The organism is Pseudomonas sp. MONT-RG-20F-20-E-7-02 (assembly GCF_022662395.1).
Taxonomy (GTDB): Bacteria; Pseudomonadota; Gammaproteobacteria; order Pseudomonadales; family Pseudomonadaceae; genus Aquipseudomonas.
On record NZ_JAKNQN010000002.1, the window covers coordinates 745,256 to 758,856 of the forward strand.

13 protein-coding genes are annotated in these 13,601 nt (G+C 60.4%); 3 read left to right on the plus strand and 10 right to left on the minus strand.

Features of this window, described 5'->3' with window-relative positions:
* Window positions 1-126 precede the first annotated feature (126 nt).
* Complete coding sequence (locus L8I05_RS08600; protein ID WP_242168420.1) at window positions 127-2,367, plus strand: TonB-dependent siderophore receptor; 2,241 nt, start codon at window positions 127-129, stop codon at window positions 2,365-2,367.
* Between the two features lie 142 nt (window positions 2,368-2,509).
* Entirely contained in the window at window positions 2,510-2,731 is a 222-nt protein-coding gene (locus L8I05_RS08605) for a hypothetical protein (RefSeq protein WP_177015693.1), read from the plus strand.
* A 114-nt stretch (window positions 2,732-2,845) separates the two neighbouring features.
* On the opposite strand, the gene L8I05_RS08610 is transcribed toward L8I05_RS08605, so the two are convergent.
* The 4 genes from L8I05_RS08610 to L8I05_RS08625 form a co-directional block, all read right to left on the minus strand.
* Window positions 2,846-3,337 carry a GNAT family N-acetyltransferase gene (locus L8I05_RS08610; protein WP_242168267.1) on the minus strand — a complete coding sequence of 164 codons (492 nt, stop codon included), beginning with the start codon at window positions 3,335-3,337 and terminating at the stop codon, window positions 2,846-2,848.
* Window positions 3,338-3,494: 157 nt separating this feature from the next.
* Window positions 3,495-4,601, minus strand: coding sequence for a cell division protein ZapE (gene zapE, locus L8I05_RS08615; protein WP_242168269.1), 1,107 nt, complete (start codon window positions 4,599-4,601; stop codon window positions 3,495-3,497).
* Window positions 4,602-4,616: 15 nt separating this feature from the next.
* Entirely contained in the window at window positions 4,617-4,955 is a 339-nt protein-coding gene (locus tag L8I05_RS08620; RefSeq protein ID WP_177015696.1) for a nuclear transport factor 2 family protein, read from the minus strand.
* A gap of 51 nt (window positions 4,956-5,006) precedes the next feature.
* Window positions 5,007-5,723 (minus strand): YafY family protein, encoded by a 717-nt coding sequence (locus L8I05_RS08625; RefSeq protein WP_177015697.1) that lies wholly within the window; start codon window positions 5,721-5,723, stop codon window positions 5,007-5,009.
* A gap of 159 nt (window positions 5,724-5,882) precedes the next feature.
* On the opposite strand from L8I05_RS08625, the gene L8I05_RS08630 reads away from it, so the two are divergent.
* Window positions 5,883-6,929 carry an aldo/keto reductase gene (locus L8I05_RS08630; RefSeq protein ID WP_177015698.1) on the plus strand — a complete coding sequence of 349 codons (1,047 nt, stop codon included), beginning with the start codon at window positions 5,883-5,885 and terminating at the stop codon, window positions 6,927-6,929.
* Between the two features lie 47 nt (window positions 6,930-6,976).
* Here L8I05_RS08630 and pepN read toward each other — a convergent pair whose 3' ends face one another.
* From pepN to L8I05_RS08660, 6 genes are read right to left on the minus strand one after another with little or no spacing between them, the layout of a single operon-like run.
* The gene (gene pepN, locus L8I05_RS08635; protein WP_242168271.1) at window positions 6,977-9,634 is read right to left on the minus strand and encodes an aminopeptidase N; all 2,658 of its coding nucleotides are present in this window, start codon (window positions 9,632-9,634) and stop codon (window positions 6,977-6,979) included.
* A gap of 13 nt (window positions 9,635-9,647) precedes the next feature.
* Complete coding sequence (locus L8I05_RS08640; RefSeq protein ID WP_242168273.1) at window positions 9,648-10,478, minus strand: DUF2797 domain-containing protein; 831 nt, start codon at window positions 10,476-10,478, stop codon at window positions 9,648-9,650.
* The gene (locus L8I05_RS08645) at window positions 10,475-10,735 is read right to left on the minus strand and encodes a DUF1315 family protein (RefSeq protein WP_017138108.1); all 261 of its coding nucleotides are present in this window, start codon (window positions 10,733-10,735) and stop codon (window positions 10,475-10,477) included. The genes L8I05_RS08640 and L8I05_RS08645 overlap by 4 nt, the downstream gene beginning before the upstream one ends.
* Window positions 10,736-10,749: 14 nt before the next feature.
* Window positions 10,750-11,619, minus strand: a complete 870-nt coding sequence (locus tag L8I05_RS08650) for a rhomboid family intramembrane serine protease (protein WP_242168276.1) — start codon at window positions 11,617-11,619, stop codon at window positions 10,750-10,752.
* Entirely contained in the window at window positions 11,616-12,587 is a 972-nt protein-coding gene (locus tag L8I05_RS08655; RefSeq protein WP_242168278.1) for a metallophosphoesterase, read from the minus strand. The genes L8I05_RS08650 and L8I05_RS08655 overlap by 4 nt, the downstream gene beginning before the upstream one ends.
* Window positions 12,587-13,477 (minus strand): NAD(+) kinase, encoded by an 891-nt coding sequence (locus L8I05_RS08660; RefSeq protein WP_010210870.1) that lies wholly within the window; start codon window positions 13,475-13,477, stop codon window positions 12,587-12,589. Before L8I05_RS08660 ends, L8I05_RS08655 begins: the two co-directional genes overlap by 1 nt.
* Between the last annotated feature and the right edge of the window lie 124 nt (window positions 13,478-13,601).

Here is a 13,601-nt window from a genome sequence, read left to right on the forward strand (position 1 = left end):
AGGGCTTTGTAACAGAAAGATAACAATCATTCTCGTTTAAACCTAAAGTTCCACGCCTCCTTTCGTCTTTGAGCCATGGCCTTCCCTTTCCGGGGTGGCTTCAAAGACGACAAGGAGTCTGCCGCGATGCTCGCGCCGTTTACCCGTTCCATGACCCTCACCCTTGGCCTGTTCGGTGCCGTTCTGAGCCCGGACCTACTGGCCGAAACCGACCCCGAACACCCGCCGACCAACACGCTGGAGCTGGGCGCCACCAGCATCACCGCCGAAGGCCTGGGCGCCACCACCGAGCACACCGGCGCCTACACCACCGGCGCGATGAGCACGGCGACCAAGCTCAACTTGTCCATCAAGGAAACCCCTCAGTCGGTCTCGGTGGTCACCCGTCAGCAGATGGATGATTTCAACCTCAACACCCTGACCGAGGTGCTGCGCCAGACTACCGGTGTCAACGTCCAGCACTATGACTCCGACCGCGTCTACTACTCCTCCCGTGGCTACGCCATCACCAATTACCAGATTGACGGGATGCTCAATACCTTCGGCTATATGAAGTCGGACGCCGACACCATCATCTACGACCATATTGAGGTCGTACGTGGCGCCACGGGCTTGACCACCGGCGCAGGTGACCCTTCGGCCACCGTCAACATGGTACGCAAGCGCCCTACCGCGCAATGGCAGGCAAAAACCGGCGTGAGCGGTGGCAGCCACGACAACTACTACAGCTACGTGGACGTGGGCGGCCCGCTGGCATTTGACGGCCGCTTGCGCGGGCGCAGCGTGCTGGCCTACCGCGACAGCAAGTCGTTCCGTGACAACTACGGGCTGCAGCGCACTGTCGGCTACGGCATTCTGGAAGGCGATCTTTCAGACGACACCGTGCTGGCCGTAGGCTTTGATTACCAGGACAAACACGTGCAAGGCACGTCCTGGGGCACAGTGCCCTACTGGAACAGCCAGGGCGGCAAGGCCGGGCTGTCGCGCTCCACCAACATGGCGGCAGACTGGAGCTCCTGGCCGCTGACGGACAAAACCACCTTCGCAACGCTGGACCATCGGCTGGCGGGTGACTGGCATCTGAAGGCGGCGTATACCCATCGCCAAAGCGATACGGATGGCAAGGTCTACTACGGCGGCGCGGGCTTTCCCAATGATGATCGCAGCGGCATGAAAGCCTGGAACAGCCATATGCTCGGCACGTCCAGGATGGAAGCGATTGACCTCAACCTCGCCGGCACTTATACGCTGCTAGGCCGCGAACACAAGCTGATGGTGGGTTATGGCGAAGCCGCTCAACGCGACACCTCACCGTTTATGCGCCCGGGCAAGACGCCCGCCGGGTACAACAACATCGACGACTGGAAACACATGGGCGGGATCGCCAAGTTTCCTGACACGGTCACGTCGCTCAAGGGTGAGCACAGCTCTAAAAAACAGAAGGCGGGTTACCTGGCCACTCAACTGAACCTGACAGATCGCCTGCACGCGGTGCTGGGCAGTCGCTATGGCAGTTGGGAGTACGAAAAAGCCGAACCTGACTATGACGCCAATGACCAGTTGAAGAAGAGCGGCAAGACGCGTCAGACCCACAATGACATGTGGACGCCTTATGCGGGGCTGCTCTATGACCTGACGCCGGAGTACACGGTCTACGCCAGTTACACCGATATTTTCAAGCCACAGGATTCCGTCGACGTGGGTAAGAAGTATCTGGAGCCCGTTGTGGGCAGCAACTATGAAGTGGGGCTCAAAGGCAGCCTGCTGCAGGAGCGCTTGAATGTGGCCGCGGCTTATTTCTGGAGCACCCAGGACAACGTCGCAGAACTGGACGACTCGGTGCCGCCGAACCCGGTCACGGGCGAGGAATACTACAAATCCGGCGGCAAGGGTAACAAGGTCAATGGCTTCGAACTCGAGGTTGCCGGTGAAGTCATGCCCGACTGGAATGTGACCGCAGGCTATACCTACACCCACTCGTTGAATGGCTCGGGCAAACGTAACAATACCCAGCAACCACTCAACCTGCTGAAGCTCTCCAGCGCTTACCGGCTGCCGGGCCAATGGCGCAACCTCACGGTGGGTGGCGCGGTGAATTGGCAGAGCGACATGTATGACTTCAGCAACCGGCCGACAGGCGCGCGGGATGACAAGGGCAACCTGATCACCACCCGGGCCAAGATCACCCAACAGGCTTACACCGTGGTCAACCTGATGTCGCGTTACCAGTTCGACGAACATGTTTCGGCGTCGATCAACGTGAACAATCTATTTGATAAAAAATATTACGAACGTGTCGGCTTTTATAACGGCGTGTATTGGGGAGACCCGCGCTCCATCACGCTTGCCCTGGACTGGCAGCTGTAAGCCCTGCCCCGGAAGTTAACAAAAACGTTAACTTCCGGGTGGTTCCACGTTAATTCCCACTTAATAAGACGCCGCCATAGTCGCCCCATGAACCGGATCAAGGAGTGATCGGACACCTTTCACTTTTAATCGGAATACTGCCATGAAACTCTCCACCTTGATGCTCGCCAGCCTGATGACCGTGACCTCCGTTGCCGCCTTTGCAGAGGGCGGTTCAGAGCGCTCCAAGCAGTTCTACAACGACTTCACCTTCATGCAGCAAAAGACACACGGCACGAATGACAAAACAGCGATTGCCGATGGCAAGACTGTAAAGCCTCGCACTACCGAACAACCGGATGCCGAGCAAAAACCGAACAGCTGATTTAATACTTAGTTAATCCGCATTACCCTGTGCCATCCCGCTCCGTTGGTAAAGGCTAACTTGGCGCCATTTAATGGCGCCTTTTTTTTGCCCTGCGTTTAATCAGAGCAACTATTAAAGCGGTTTACTCCAGAACAACATGCGCCCGTGGGCCGGGTCAAAGATCGAATCATCAAACCCAAACTTGCGATACGCCGCCTGAGCCACGTCATTGCCTTCAAGCACCTCCAGGGTGATCTTGCAGCAACCTCGCTGGCGCGCGATTTCCTCGACCTTCTGCAACATTTTCTGACTCAACCCCAGGCCACGAAACGGGTTCATCACCACCACGTCGTGAACGTTGACCAGCGGGCGGCAGGCAAACGTCGAGAACCCTTCAAAGCAGTTAACCAAACCTGCCGGCTCGCCACCGACGAACGCCAGTACGCTGAACGCGTGGGGGCGCTTGGCCAACTCGGCCGGCAATTGCTGCAACAGGTCGGCAGGCAAGGTATGACCGCCGCCCATCGGGTCTTCGGCGTAATGGTTAAGCGCCAGGCCAATCGCCTCGGCATGCACGGGGTTGGTGTAGCTGGCTTGCAGCACCAGGATGTCAGGGGTGTCCATTTCCTTCCTCAATAACGACAACAAGGGAACAGGCTCCCTTTGAGAGGACGATTGTAAGCGCGGAGTCGGCCCTGGATGAAGGAGATTAACTACAAATGCCTGCCTGAAAGCACGAAGGTTGGGCTCATCAACAGGCGCCTTCAGCCTGGGATTTGTCCTATGCGCCGAAACGCTGAAGTTGCATCTCCTGTAATCGGCTCAGGGTGCGGCGGAATGCAAACTCCAGATAGCCTTCGGTGTAGAGATGTTCCAGCGCCACACGGGCCTCGATAAACAACGGCACTTTGCGGTCGTAGCACTCGTCCACCAGCGCGATGAAGCGCCGCACACTGTCATCGTGCACCGACAATTGCGGCAATTCGCGATCACCGGCCACCACGCGCTGGGCGGCATCCTCTGTGCCACGGGCAATACGACCGGGGCGTTTCTGCGCACTCAGGTTGGGAACCTCACCCAACAAAATAGCGCTGAAGCGATCACACACCAGCATAAAGTCCATGGCGGCCAACGGCTGCTCGCACAGATCGCAGTAGCGACACCAAAGCACCGTATCGCTGGACAGTACCGCCACAATCGAGCGATGGCCGACACTGACCGGCCCGCTGCTCACCGCCTGCCCTTCGCTCAGCTGTTTGAACACCGTGCCGAGTGCCTCCGGCTGATTCACCCAATAGCGCTGCAAGCTCGCGCCGGGATGCAAACGGTGATCTTCCTCACCGTCTACCGCCACCACCTGCATATGCTGCTTGATCGCCGCGATGCCCGGCAGGAAGCGTTCGCGGTTGAAGCCATCGGCATACAGCTGGTCAGGAGGCTGGTTCGAGGTGCACACCATCACCACGCCTTCTTCGAACATCACCTGGAACAGGCGACCGAGAATGATCGCATCACCAATGTCACTCACGAACAGCTCGTCGAAACACAGCACCCGCACTTCCTGGCTGAGCTCACGGGCCAAGGCCTGCAACGGGTCGTGGATGCCGCTGAGCTGGAACAAACGCTGGTGCACCCAGCCCATGAAGTGATGAAAATGCTGACGCCGCGCGGGCACCCGCAGGGTCTGGTAGAACTGGTCCATCAACCAGGTTTTACCGCGGCCCACCGGCCCCCAGAGGTAAACCCCGGTGATCGGTGAACGGCCTTGGTGCAAGGCTTCGTGGCAGTGCTGCAAGGCGTCCACCGCCCGGCGCTGGGCGTCGTCGACGACGAAACCTGGCTGGGCGATGGCGTGTTGATAAGCGGCGAGAGGCGAGTCGAAAGTCATGCGTGCCAGTATGACTTACAGGGAGATATCCAGCCGTGAAATCTTGCCCTGCTCGTTCAGGCGAAAGGTGTAGCGCAGCTCAAGCGGGCTGCCGGGGAAATTGCCGGACACCCCATTGCTGACCAACACCTTGCCGGTGCGATGCTGCACATTCAGCACTTCGACCCGCGGCTGATAACGGCGCCCGGTGTCTTCCATCCAACGAGCAATGGCGGCGATACCGACTTGATGCTCGCCTTCATCGAACACATTGGCATCGTCAGCAAAACAATGGGCGATGGCCGAGGTATCGCGGGTATTGGTCGCAGCGATATAGGCGACGATGGCCGGGGCCAGTTCAGGCAGGCTCGACATGGCACAGCTCCTTTTTAGTAATGTATAGCGCCATGCTAAGCCAGGGACGTGTCAGTTTTTGTCAGGAGTAAAGGGCCCGGATTCATTCTGCTCCATCAGCTTGCGCCAAGCCCGCAGCCAGTCGCTGCGCCGTCCCGGATAACGGTCGCCCTGGGCATTCGCGGCGGCTACACGGTCGGTGCGAAAGGTGCGATAGGCACCGCGCAATTCGCACCACGCCACAATCACCCGCACTTCATTCAGAAAGCCCAGCGCCAAGGGCCAGATCAGCCGCTGGCTTTGGGTCTGGCTGGCGTCTGCGTAGTCGATATGCAGCTTGGCCTGGTTGCGAATGGCCTCGCGAAACACGTTGAGCGGCACGCGGTTTTCCGGGTAGCCAAACCCCGGCGGGCCCGGCAGCAGCGTTGGGTTACGCAAGGCTTCCTGCGCGGTGGGATCGAGCACGTCGGCAATCTTTGCCAAGGCATTGGCTGCGGCGCGGCTGAGCACGTCATCGCCACGCTGATCCACGTAGCGCAAGCCGAGCACGATGGCCTCGGTTTCCTCGGCGTTAAGCATCAACGGCGGCAGAAACAAGCCACTGCGCAACACATACCCAACCCCCGCCTCGCCGAAAATCGGCGCGCCCAACGCAGTCAATTCAGCGATATCGCGGTACAGCGTGCGCTCCGACACCTCCAACTGTGCGGCCAGCACGGCGGCAGTCACCGGGCGTTTTTTGCCCCGCAGGGCCTGGAGCAAGGTCAGTAGACGAGTGGTACGCGACACGTTGATCCCGCCGAAAAGGAAAAAGTGCCGCAGCTTAGCAGAGCCTCCTGTCAGAAAACGTCAGCAGTAAAAAACCCGCTTGACCGAAAACATTACAGGCATCATATTATTTACATGTTACTGAACATTTAATAAAACCGAACGGTCAGGAGTTCTCCTATGCGCAATAAAGTCTTTGGCCGCCGCAGCGGTCTGCAAGTCTCTGAACTGGCCTTGGGCACCGGAAATTTCGGTACGGGTTGGGGCCATGGCGCCGAGCGCGAGGAAGCCAAGCAGATCTTTGATGGCTACCTGGAAGCCGGTGGCAACTTCCTCGACACCGCCAACGGCTACCAGTTTGGCCAGGCGGAAAAACTGCTGGGCGAATTTATCGCCACCGAGCGCGACAACCTGGTCGTCGCCAGCAAATACAGCCTGCGCACTCAGCCGTCCGATGCCGGTACGATCAAACTCGGCAACAATCGCAAGAACCTGGTGCGCGCCGTCGAAGAAAGCCTCAAGCGCTTGAACACCGACCGCATCGACCTGCTCTGGGCGCACATGAGCGACAACGTCACGCCCATGGAAGAGATTCTGCGCGGCTTCGATGACCTGGTCCGCGCCGGTAAAATCCACTATGCCGGCCTCTCCAACTTCCCGGCCTGGCGGATTGCCCGCGCTGACCTGCTGGCCGAAGTACGCAGCTTCGCGCCGATTATTGGCGTCCAGGTCGAATACAGCCTGGTCGAACGCAGCGCCGAACGCGAACTACTGCCAATGGCCGAAGCACTCGGCCTGGGCGCTACGTTGTGGTCGCCCCTGGGCGGTGGCTTCCTCACCGGCAAGTACCGCGAAAGCCTCGACGACAACCGCGCCAACAAGCTGGGCATGCTGATCCACTCGGAAACCAGCGCGCGCGAAACCGCCGTGCTCGACACCCTGCTGGCAGTCGCCGCTGAACTCGACGCCAGCCCAACCCACGTCGCCATCGCGTGGATAAGGGCAAAGGCCCGCCGTTCGACCACCGCACTGATCCCGATCCTCGGCTCACGCACCCGCGCGCAGTTTGACGCCACATTGGGCGCGTTGGACGTGGAGTTGTCGGCCGAGCACGTCGCGCGCCTGGACACCGCCAGCGCCATACCGCTGGGTGTGCCGCACGGGATCATCGCCGAGCGTTTCCCCATCGATAACGGCTTGGACAGCCCTCGCCCTCCGGTTATTTGAGACGAAAAAAAACGGCCTGAACAGGCCGTTTTTTTTAAACGCAGAACTTACGCAAGGCTTTTGCTGACCACCTCGAACACATCACTCGACAGCTCGCCGGATGCACGAATGCGCTCCAGCTCTGCCTTCATCAGCGCCTGGCGCGCGCTGTCGTATTTACGCCAGCGGGTCAGTGGCGCCAATTGGCGCGAGGCGATCTGCGGGTTGAAGCCGTTCAACTGGATCACCAGGTCGGCGAGGAAACGGTAGCCCGAGCCATCGGCGGCGTGGAAGTTGATCAGGTTCTGACCGGCAAACGCGCCGATCAGCGCCCGCACCTTGTTCGGGTTCTTGATGTTGAACGCCGGGTGTTCCATCAACGCTTTAACCCGTGCCAGCCCGCCCGGCAACGTGCAGCCAGCCTGAACGCTGAACCATTGGTCCATGACCAGCGGGTTGTCTTTGAAGTTCTCGGCAAACACCGCCAGCGCCTGGGCCTTCTCCGCCTCGAACGGCGAATTCACCAGCACCGCCAGCGCGGTCAGGCGTTCGGTCATGTTGTCACTGGTGTCGAACTGGTCCAGCGTTGCCGCCAGCACTTCAGGCTTGCCGCTGAGCATCAGATAAGACAGCGCGATGTTCTGCAAGGCGCGGCGCGCAAAGTGCTCGGCCGCCGCCACGTAAGGGGTTTGCTTGGACAGCTCGCGGTTGGCCTGGTAACGCAGCCACAGCGATTCGTACAGGTTGTCGGCCAGCTGCTTGCGGGCGAATTCACGGGCAGCGTGGATGGCATCCACATCCGCCACTTCACTGATTTCCGTCAGGTAGGCTTCGCTTGGCAACGAGAGCATTTCGGCGACCATCGCCTGGTCCAGGCTTTCATCACTGAGCACCGTGCGCAACGCGTCGATCAGGCGCTGATCGAGCTTCAACGGCTGACCGGCTTGATGCTGAGCAATCAACTCCTGCAACACCTGCACCGACAGTTGCTGGCCGGCGTCCCAACGGTTGAACCCGTCGCTGTCGTGCTGCATCAGGAACATCAGTTGGTCGCGGTTGTACGGGAAGCTCAACTTCACCGGCGCCGAGAAGCCGCGCAGCAGCGAAGGCAACGGCTTTTCAGCGATATCGACGAAGGTGAACGTCTGCTCGGCTTCGGTCACCGAGATCACCCGCGAGGTGCCGCCCGCTGCTGCCTCACCGGCCAGGCGCAAGGCAATGCCGGCGCCCCTGGCGTCCAGCAGGCCCAATTCCACCGGAATCACGAATGGCAGCTTTTCAACCTTGTCCGGGGTTTGCGGGCAGCTCTGGCGGAAGGTCAGGCTGTAGGTCTTGGCGGCGGCGTCGTAGGACTCGCTCACCGCCAGGCGTGGCGTGCCGGCCTGGCTGTACCAGCGCTTGAACTGGGTCAGGTCGGCGCCGTTGGCGTCTTCCATGGCCTTGATGAAATCGTCGCAGGTCACGGCCTGGCCGTCGTGGCGCTCGAAATACAGGTCGCTGCCTTTACGGAAGCCTTCGGCGCCGAGCAAGGTGTGGATCATGCCGACCACTTCCGAGCCCTTTTCGTACACGGTCAGGGTGTAGAAGTTGGAGATTTCGATGAAGCTGTCCGGGCGCACCGCGTGGGCCATGGGACCGGCGTCTTCGGCGAACTGGTGCGTGCGCAGGTAGGCCACGTCCTGGATGCGCTTGACGGTGGCCGAGTTCATGTCGGCGGAAAAACCCGAATCACGGAACACGGTGAAGCCTTCCTTCAGCGACAGCTGGAACCAGTCGCGGCAGGTCACGCGGTTGCCCGACCAGTTGTGGAAGTATTCGTGGGCGACGATGGCCTCGACGCGCTGGTGCGCGGCGTCGGTGGCGGTTTCGGCGCGGGCCAGCACGGCGCTGGAGTTGAAGATATTGAGGCCCTTGTTCTCCATGGCGCCCATGTTGAAGTCATTCACTGCGACGATCATGAAGATGTCGAGATCATACTCGCGGCCGTAGGTCTCTTCGTCCCAACGCATGGACTTTTTCAGGCTGTTCATGGCGTGCTGGCACTTGTCGATGTTTTCCGGCTCGACGTAGATGCGCAGCGCCACGGTGCGCTCGGTCATGGTGGTGAAGGTGTCTTCAACGCACCACAAATCACCGGCCACCAGCGCGAACAGGTAAGCGGGTTTCTTGAACGGGTCTTCCCAGGTCGCCCAGTGGCGGCCGTCTTCGCCGGGGCCGCTGGCAATCGGGTTGCCGTTGGACAGCAGCACCGGGTAGCTGTGTTGCTCGGCGATCACCGTGGTGGTGAAGGTGCTCATCACGTCCGGGCGGTCGAGGTAATAGGTGATCTTGCGGAAACCTTCGGCCTCGCACTGGGTGCAGAACATGCCGCTGGATTTGTACAACCCTTCCAGCGCGGTGTTGGTTTCCGGGTGGATGCGCACGCTGGTGTCGACCGTGAAGGTCTCGCTGGTCGGGTGCAGGGTCAGGTGGCTGTCGGTCAACTGGTAGTCGGCTTCGCTCAGTTCGCGGTCGCCCAGGTTGACGGTCAGCAGTTCAAGCTGCTGGCCATCGAGCACCAGCGGCGGCAGGCCGGGGCCACGCTCAGGGTTGCGGCGCATCACCAGTTGCGCGTGGACCAGGCTGTGGTCCTCGAACAACTCGAAGGTCAGGTGCGTTTCTTCGATCAGGTAGTCCGGCGCCTGATAGTCCTTCAGGTAAATCATCTTCGGTTGTTCGGTGCGCATGGGTGGCATCCTTCTACTGATGCACGGCGAGCTGATAGGCCGTGTACTTACGAATGTTGATAACGCCGGTGTCGAAGATCAGGTATTGGCCCTTGATCCCCAGGAGCGTGCCTTCGGCAATTGGGTTCTTGTCCAGGTTGAAGCTGACAATCTTGGTGGGATACTGCTCCACCGGGTAGCGGATTTCGAGCGGTTCGAGGTCGGTTACCGGTTGGATGGCCTGCAGGCCAAAGCGTTCCTGCAAACTCAACAAGCCTTCGGCGCAGGAGGCGAACAGCGCATCGCGCACCTGCTTGAGGTCCACCGATTGCGCGTCGCCCTTGAGCAATGCGCGCCAGTTGGTCTTGTCCGCCACCTGGCTGCGGAACAGGTCTTCGACGAAGCCGGATTGCTGGCGAGTCGCGACGCGCATGATCGGCAACGCCTGGCTGGCGCCCTGGTCAAGCCAGCGGGTCGGCAACTGGGTGGCACGGGTGATGCCGACCTTGATGCCCGACGAATTGGCCAGGTAAACCACGTGGTCGGTCATGCAGAACTGCTCGCCCCAACCCGGGTCACGGCAGGTGCCGGCGTCGTAATGGCAACGCTCGGGGCTCATGATGCACAGGTCACACTGGGCCAGTTTGGTCATACACGGGTAGCAGTAACCCTGGCTGAAACTGGTCTTGGTCTTGCGGCCGCAATGGCTGCAATGGATGGCACCGAGGAACTCCAGACGCACGTGAGTACCGATCAATGGGTTGACCGGCACCTCGGTATCGCCTAGACGAAACGCGTATTGAACAGTCGGCTCACCGAGTTGCGCCGACATTTTGCTGACTGCACCGCGACCAATTTCAATCAATGGATCGCATCCGACTTGAACAGGATATTCGGCACCGGCGCCGATTTGGACGCGCATTCCTGCGGGCCCATGTAGCCGGTGCGCTGCTCTTCCGGCAGGTTCTGGATTTCCCAGGCAATCACCGCTTGCAGCGACAGCTCGCGCTGCTCGGCGGTGAGCTTGCGGCCATCGGACCACTTGCCGATTTCCACGGCCAGCTTGAGGCTCTCGTAGATGTCCGGGGTGATGTTTTCGATCATTTCAGCAAAAGAGGACATTAGGCTCTTCCTTATCAAATGGAGGCTTTGCGGCGGTTGTACAACCCACCCAGCAAACCCGTCAGGCAACCGATGACCAAGCCGCTCAGATGAGCCGCGTTGGCGATTTCGCCGAAACCGATCATCGAGATCAGCCCCGACATGCAGAGCACAAGCCATATCAGCATCATCGCCAGCACCCCACGTGGCAGGCGATAAGCCGGGTTGGGCGAAAGCAACTGGAAAATCCAGCAATGCCCAAGCAAGCCATACAACACACCGGACAGGCCGCCAAACAGGCTCGGGCCGCCATAAGCGTATTGCGCGTAATTGGAAACCAGGCTGAACAACAGGGTCAGGCCCAGCAGGTTGATACTGCCCTGGCGCACTTCAATGCGCCGGCCGAGTTCCCAGTACCACATGCCGTTCATGGCCAAATGCAGGATGCCGAAGTGGATCAGCATCGGCGTGACCAACCGCCACCATTGCCCCGACGCCATAGTCTCGGCAAATGGCGTGAACTGGAGGTACTCGCCCGCCACATGGAACGGCAGAAACGTCAGCCAGCTCATGGTTTGCAGGTTTTCACCCAGCAAGGTCACCGCGCCGACAATGATGCTCGCCAGCAGCACCAGCGCCGTCACCGGGCTGTGGCGTACCTGCTGAACAAAGCTGGGACGCGTAACGGGCGCCTGCTCGGGGATGTCCAGTTGCTGGTCTGGGTCCCCGGCGGGAAAGCGTTGGTACAACACGCGCACGTCGTCGCTGATGCTCTCGGGCACCCACAACACCTGCTCGCCGGCCTCTTCGCTGACACGATGGGGCACTTGCATGCGTTGCAGCAACTTGACGAAACCCGCCAGGTCGACACTCAGCGGCAAGCGCAAAACAGCTACGGTGCTCATGAAATAACCTCAGGGCGCTCAACGTCGACCCATACAAATTTACGCGGATCCAGCTGGGTTTCCTGATCCAGCCGATACGCCACCAGCTTGCCGTACAGCACGGCGCTGTAATCCAGGCAAGCCAGGTTCTCGCGAATCGGCGCGGGTTTGCCGCTGCGCCAGTAATGGCCGACGAACAACAACGGTTCGTCGACGCCATAACGCAGCAGGGAATTTTTTTCAGTCGACGACAGCGGCGTACGCGCCACCGGCTCCGGCAGTGCATCGGGCTGGAACACAATGTCGCCGTAGGTCTTCGGGTCGTCTTCCCAGAATTTGGTGCGAAAGAACGAGCGCGTCAGGCCATCGCCACCGGTCAGCGTCAGGCCGTCCGGCAGGCGCATGTCGGTGCCGCGCAGCAGGCGGTCGAAGGCGTTGCAGGCAAAACTGCCGGGCACGGCGGCGGCCTGCAGGAAGTGCTGGTCGATGCAGCCATCCGGGAAGGTGGCGCGCAACGGCGCGATAAACCCGTCATCCCAGCACGCGTGCACCACGCGGAAACGCCCGGCGTCGACAAACAACGGCATGTCGTAGAACCAGCCGAGAAAGTCATGCCAGTCGGCCGGGTGGTGCTCGAACTGGGTCAGGGTTTCGTGGATCAACCGCGCGTGGCGTGGGTTGTGTTCGCGCACGAACTGCTTGCCACTGCCCGGCGGCGCCGGCGTGGTCCAGCCCAGCGCGTTGAACTCGTGGTTACCCATGATGCACAGCGCCTGGCCGGCTTCGGCCATGTCGTGGACGATGTGCAGCGCTTCGCGAATGCGCGGGCCACGGTCGATGATATCGCCGAGGAACACCGCCATTCGCGTCGGATGGCGCCAGGTGCCGCCCTGTTTCTGGTAGCCCAGCCGGTCGAGCAAGTGCTCAAGGGTATGGGCGCAACCGTGCACGTCACCAATCAGGTCGTAGCTACGCGCGGGATCGAGCATCAGTCGCCTCCACCCCCCAAGCGGCTGCCCCAGCCCAGCTTGGTGCGGCACACTTCGTAGTAGTTGTGATCCAGCGGGTGGATCAACCGCAACTTCTGCGCCTTTTTGCTCACGGTGATGGTGTCACCGGGGGCACAGGTGAAATGGTTCTGCCCGTCACAGGAGACTTGCGGGTAAATCTGCATGTCTTTGGACACCACGATTTTCAGCTCACTGTTGCCGTCGACCACAATTGGCCTGCTGGACAACATATGGGGGTACATCGGCACGATCACAATGGCATCCAGCTTGGGGTGCATGATCGGGCCGCCCGCCGACAGCGCGTAGGCCGTGGAACCGGTCGGCGTGGCGACGATCAGGCCGTCGGCCTTCTGGCTGCACACGAACTGGCCGTCGATATACAGCTCGAACTCGATCATCCGCGTGGACTTGCCGGGGTGCAGCACGACATCGTTGAGTGCATCGCCCTGGCCGATGGCTTCGCCGTGGCGGCGCACTTCGGCCTGCAGCAGGAAGCGGTTTTCCACCAGGTAATGGCCGTCGAGCACCTTGGCCACTTCGACTTCCAGGTCATCGGGGCGGATATCGGTGAGGAACCCCAGGCTGCCCCGGTTGATCCCCAGCACCGGCACGTTGTGCCGCGCCAGGGCCCTGGCCGCACCCAGCAGGCTGCCGTCACCGCCGACCACGATGACCATGTCGCAGACTTCGCCGAGCATCTTGCGCGACGAGGTTTGCAAGCCGTGGCCCGGCAGGATTTCGGCGATGGTGTCTTCGAGGATCACGTGCAGGTGGCGCTCGAGCAGAAACTTTTTCAGTCGGCGGACGGTGTCCAGCACCTGGGTACTGCCCAGGCGACCGATAATGCCGATATTGCGAAATTGCTCCATGGGGCTCCTGCGGGGTTGGGGTGTGGCGAAAAACAACGATTATGGGCGAAAGGCCGCGTCAGGCAAAATCCTTTGTCGCCGTGAACCCTTGATGACAATGGTTCTCAGCCACCTGCGCGGCGGT

Coding starts and splice junctions, on each gene's coding strand:
- L8I05_RS08610 (WP_242168267.1), bottom strand. CDS start 3,337: ATGGACACCCCTGACATCCTGGTGCTGCAAGCCAGCTACACCAACCCC.
- L8I05_RS08660 (WP_010210870.1), bottom strand. CDS start 13,477: ATGGAGCAATTTCGCAATATCGGCATTATCGGTCGCCTGGGCAGTACC.
- L8I05_RS08645 (WP_017138108.1), bottom strand. CDS start 10,735: ATGTCCTCTTTTGCTGAAATGATCGAAAACATCACCCCGGACATCTAC.
- pepN (WP_242168271.1), bottom strand. CDS start 9,634: ATGCGCACCGAACAACCGAAGATGATTTACCTGAAGGACTATCAGGCG.
- L8I05_RS08605 (WP_177015693.1), top strand. CDS start 2,510: ATGAAACTCTCCACCTTGATGCTCGCCAGCCTGATGACCGTGACCTCC.
- L8I05_RS08620 (WP_177015696.1), bottom strand. CDS start 4,955: ATGTCGAGCCTGCCTGAACTGGCCCCGGCCATCGTCGCCTATATCGCT.
- L8I05_RS08600 (WP_242168420.1), top strand. CDS start 127: ATGCTCGCGCCGTTTACCCGTTCCATGACCCTCACCCTTGGCCTGTTC.
- L8I05_RS08655 (WP_242168278.1), bottom strand. CDS start 12,587: ATGCTCGATCCCGCGCGTAGCTACGACCTGATTGGTGACGTGCACGGT.
- zapE (WP_242168269.1), bottom strand. CDS start 4,601: ATGACTTTCGACTCGCCTCTCGCCGCTTATCAACACGCCATCGCCCAG.
- L8I05_RS08650 (WP_242168276.1), bottom strand. CDS start 11,619: ATGAGCACCGTAGCTGTTTTGCGCTTGCCGCTGAGTGTCGACCTGGCG.
- L8I05_RS08630 (WP_177015698.1), top strand. CDS start 5,883: ATGCGCAATAAAGTCTTTGGCCGCCGCAGCGGTCTGCAAGTCTCTGAA.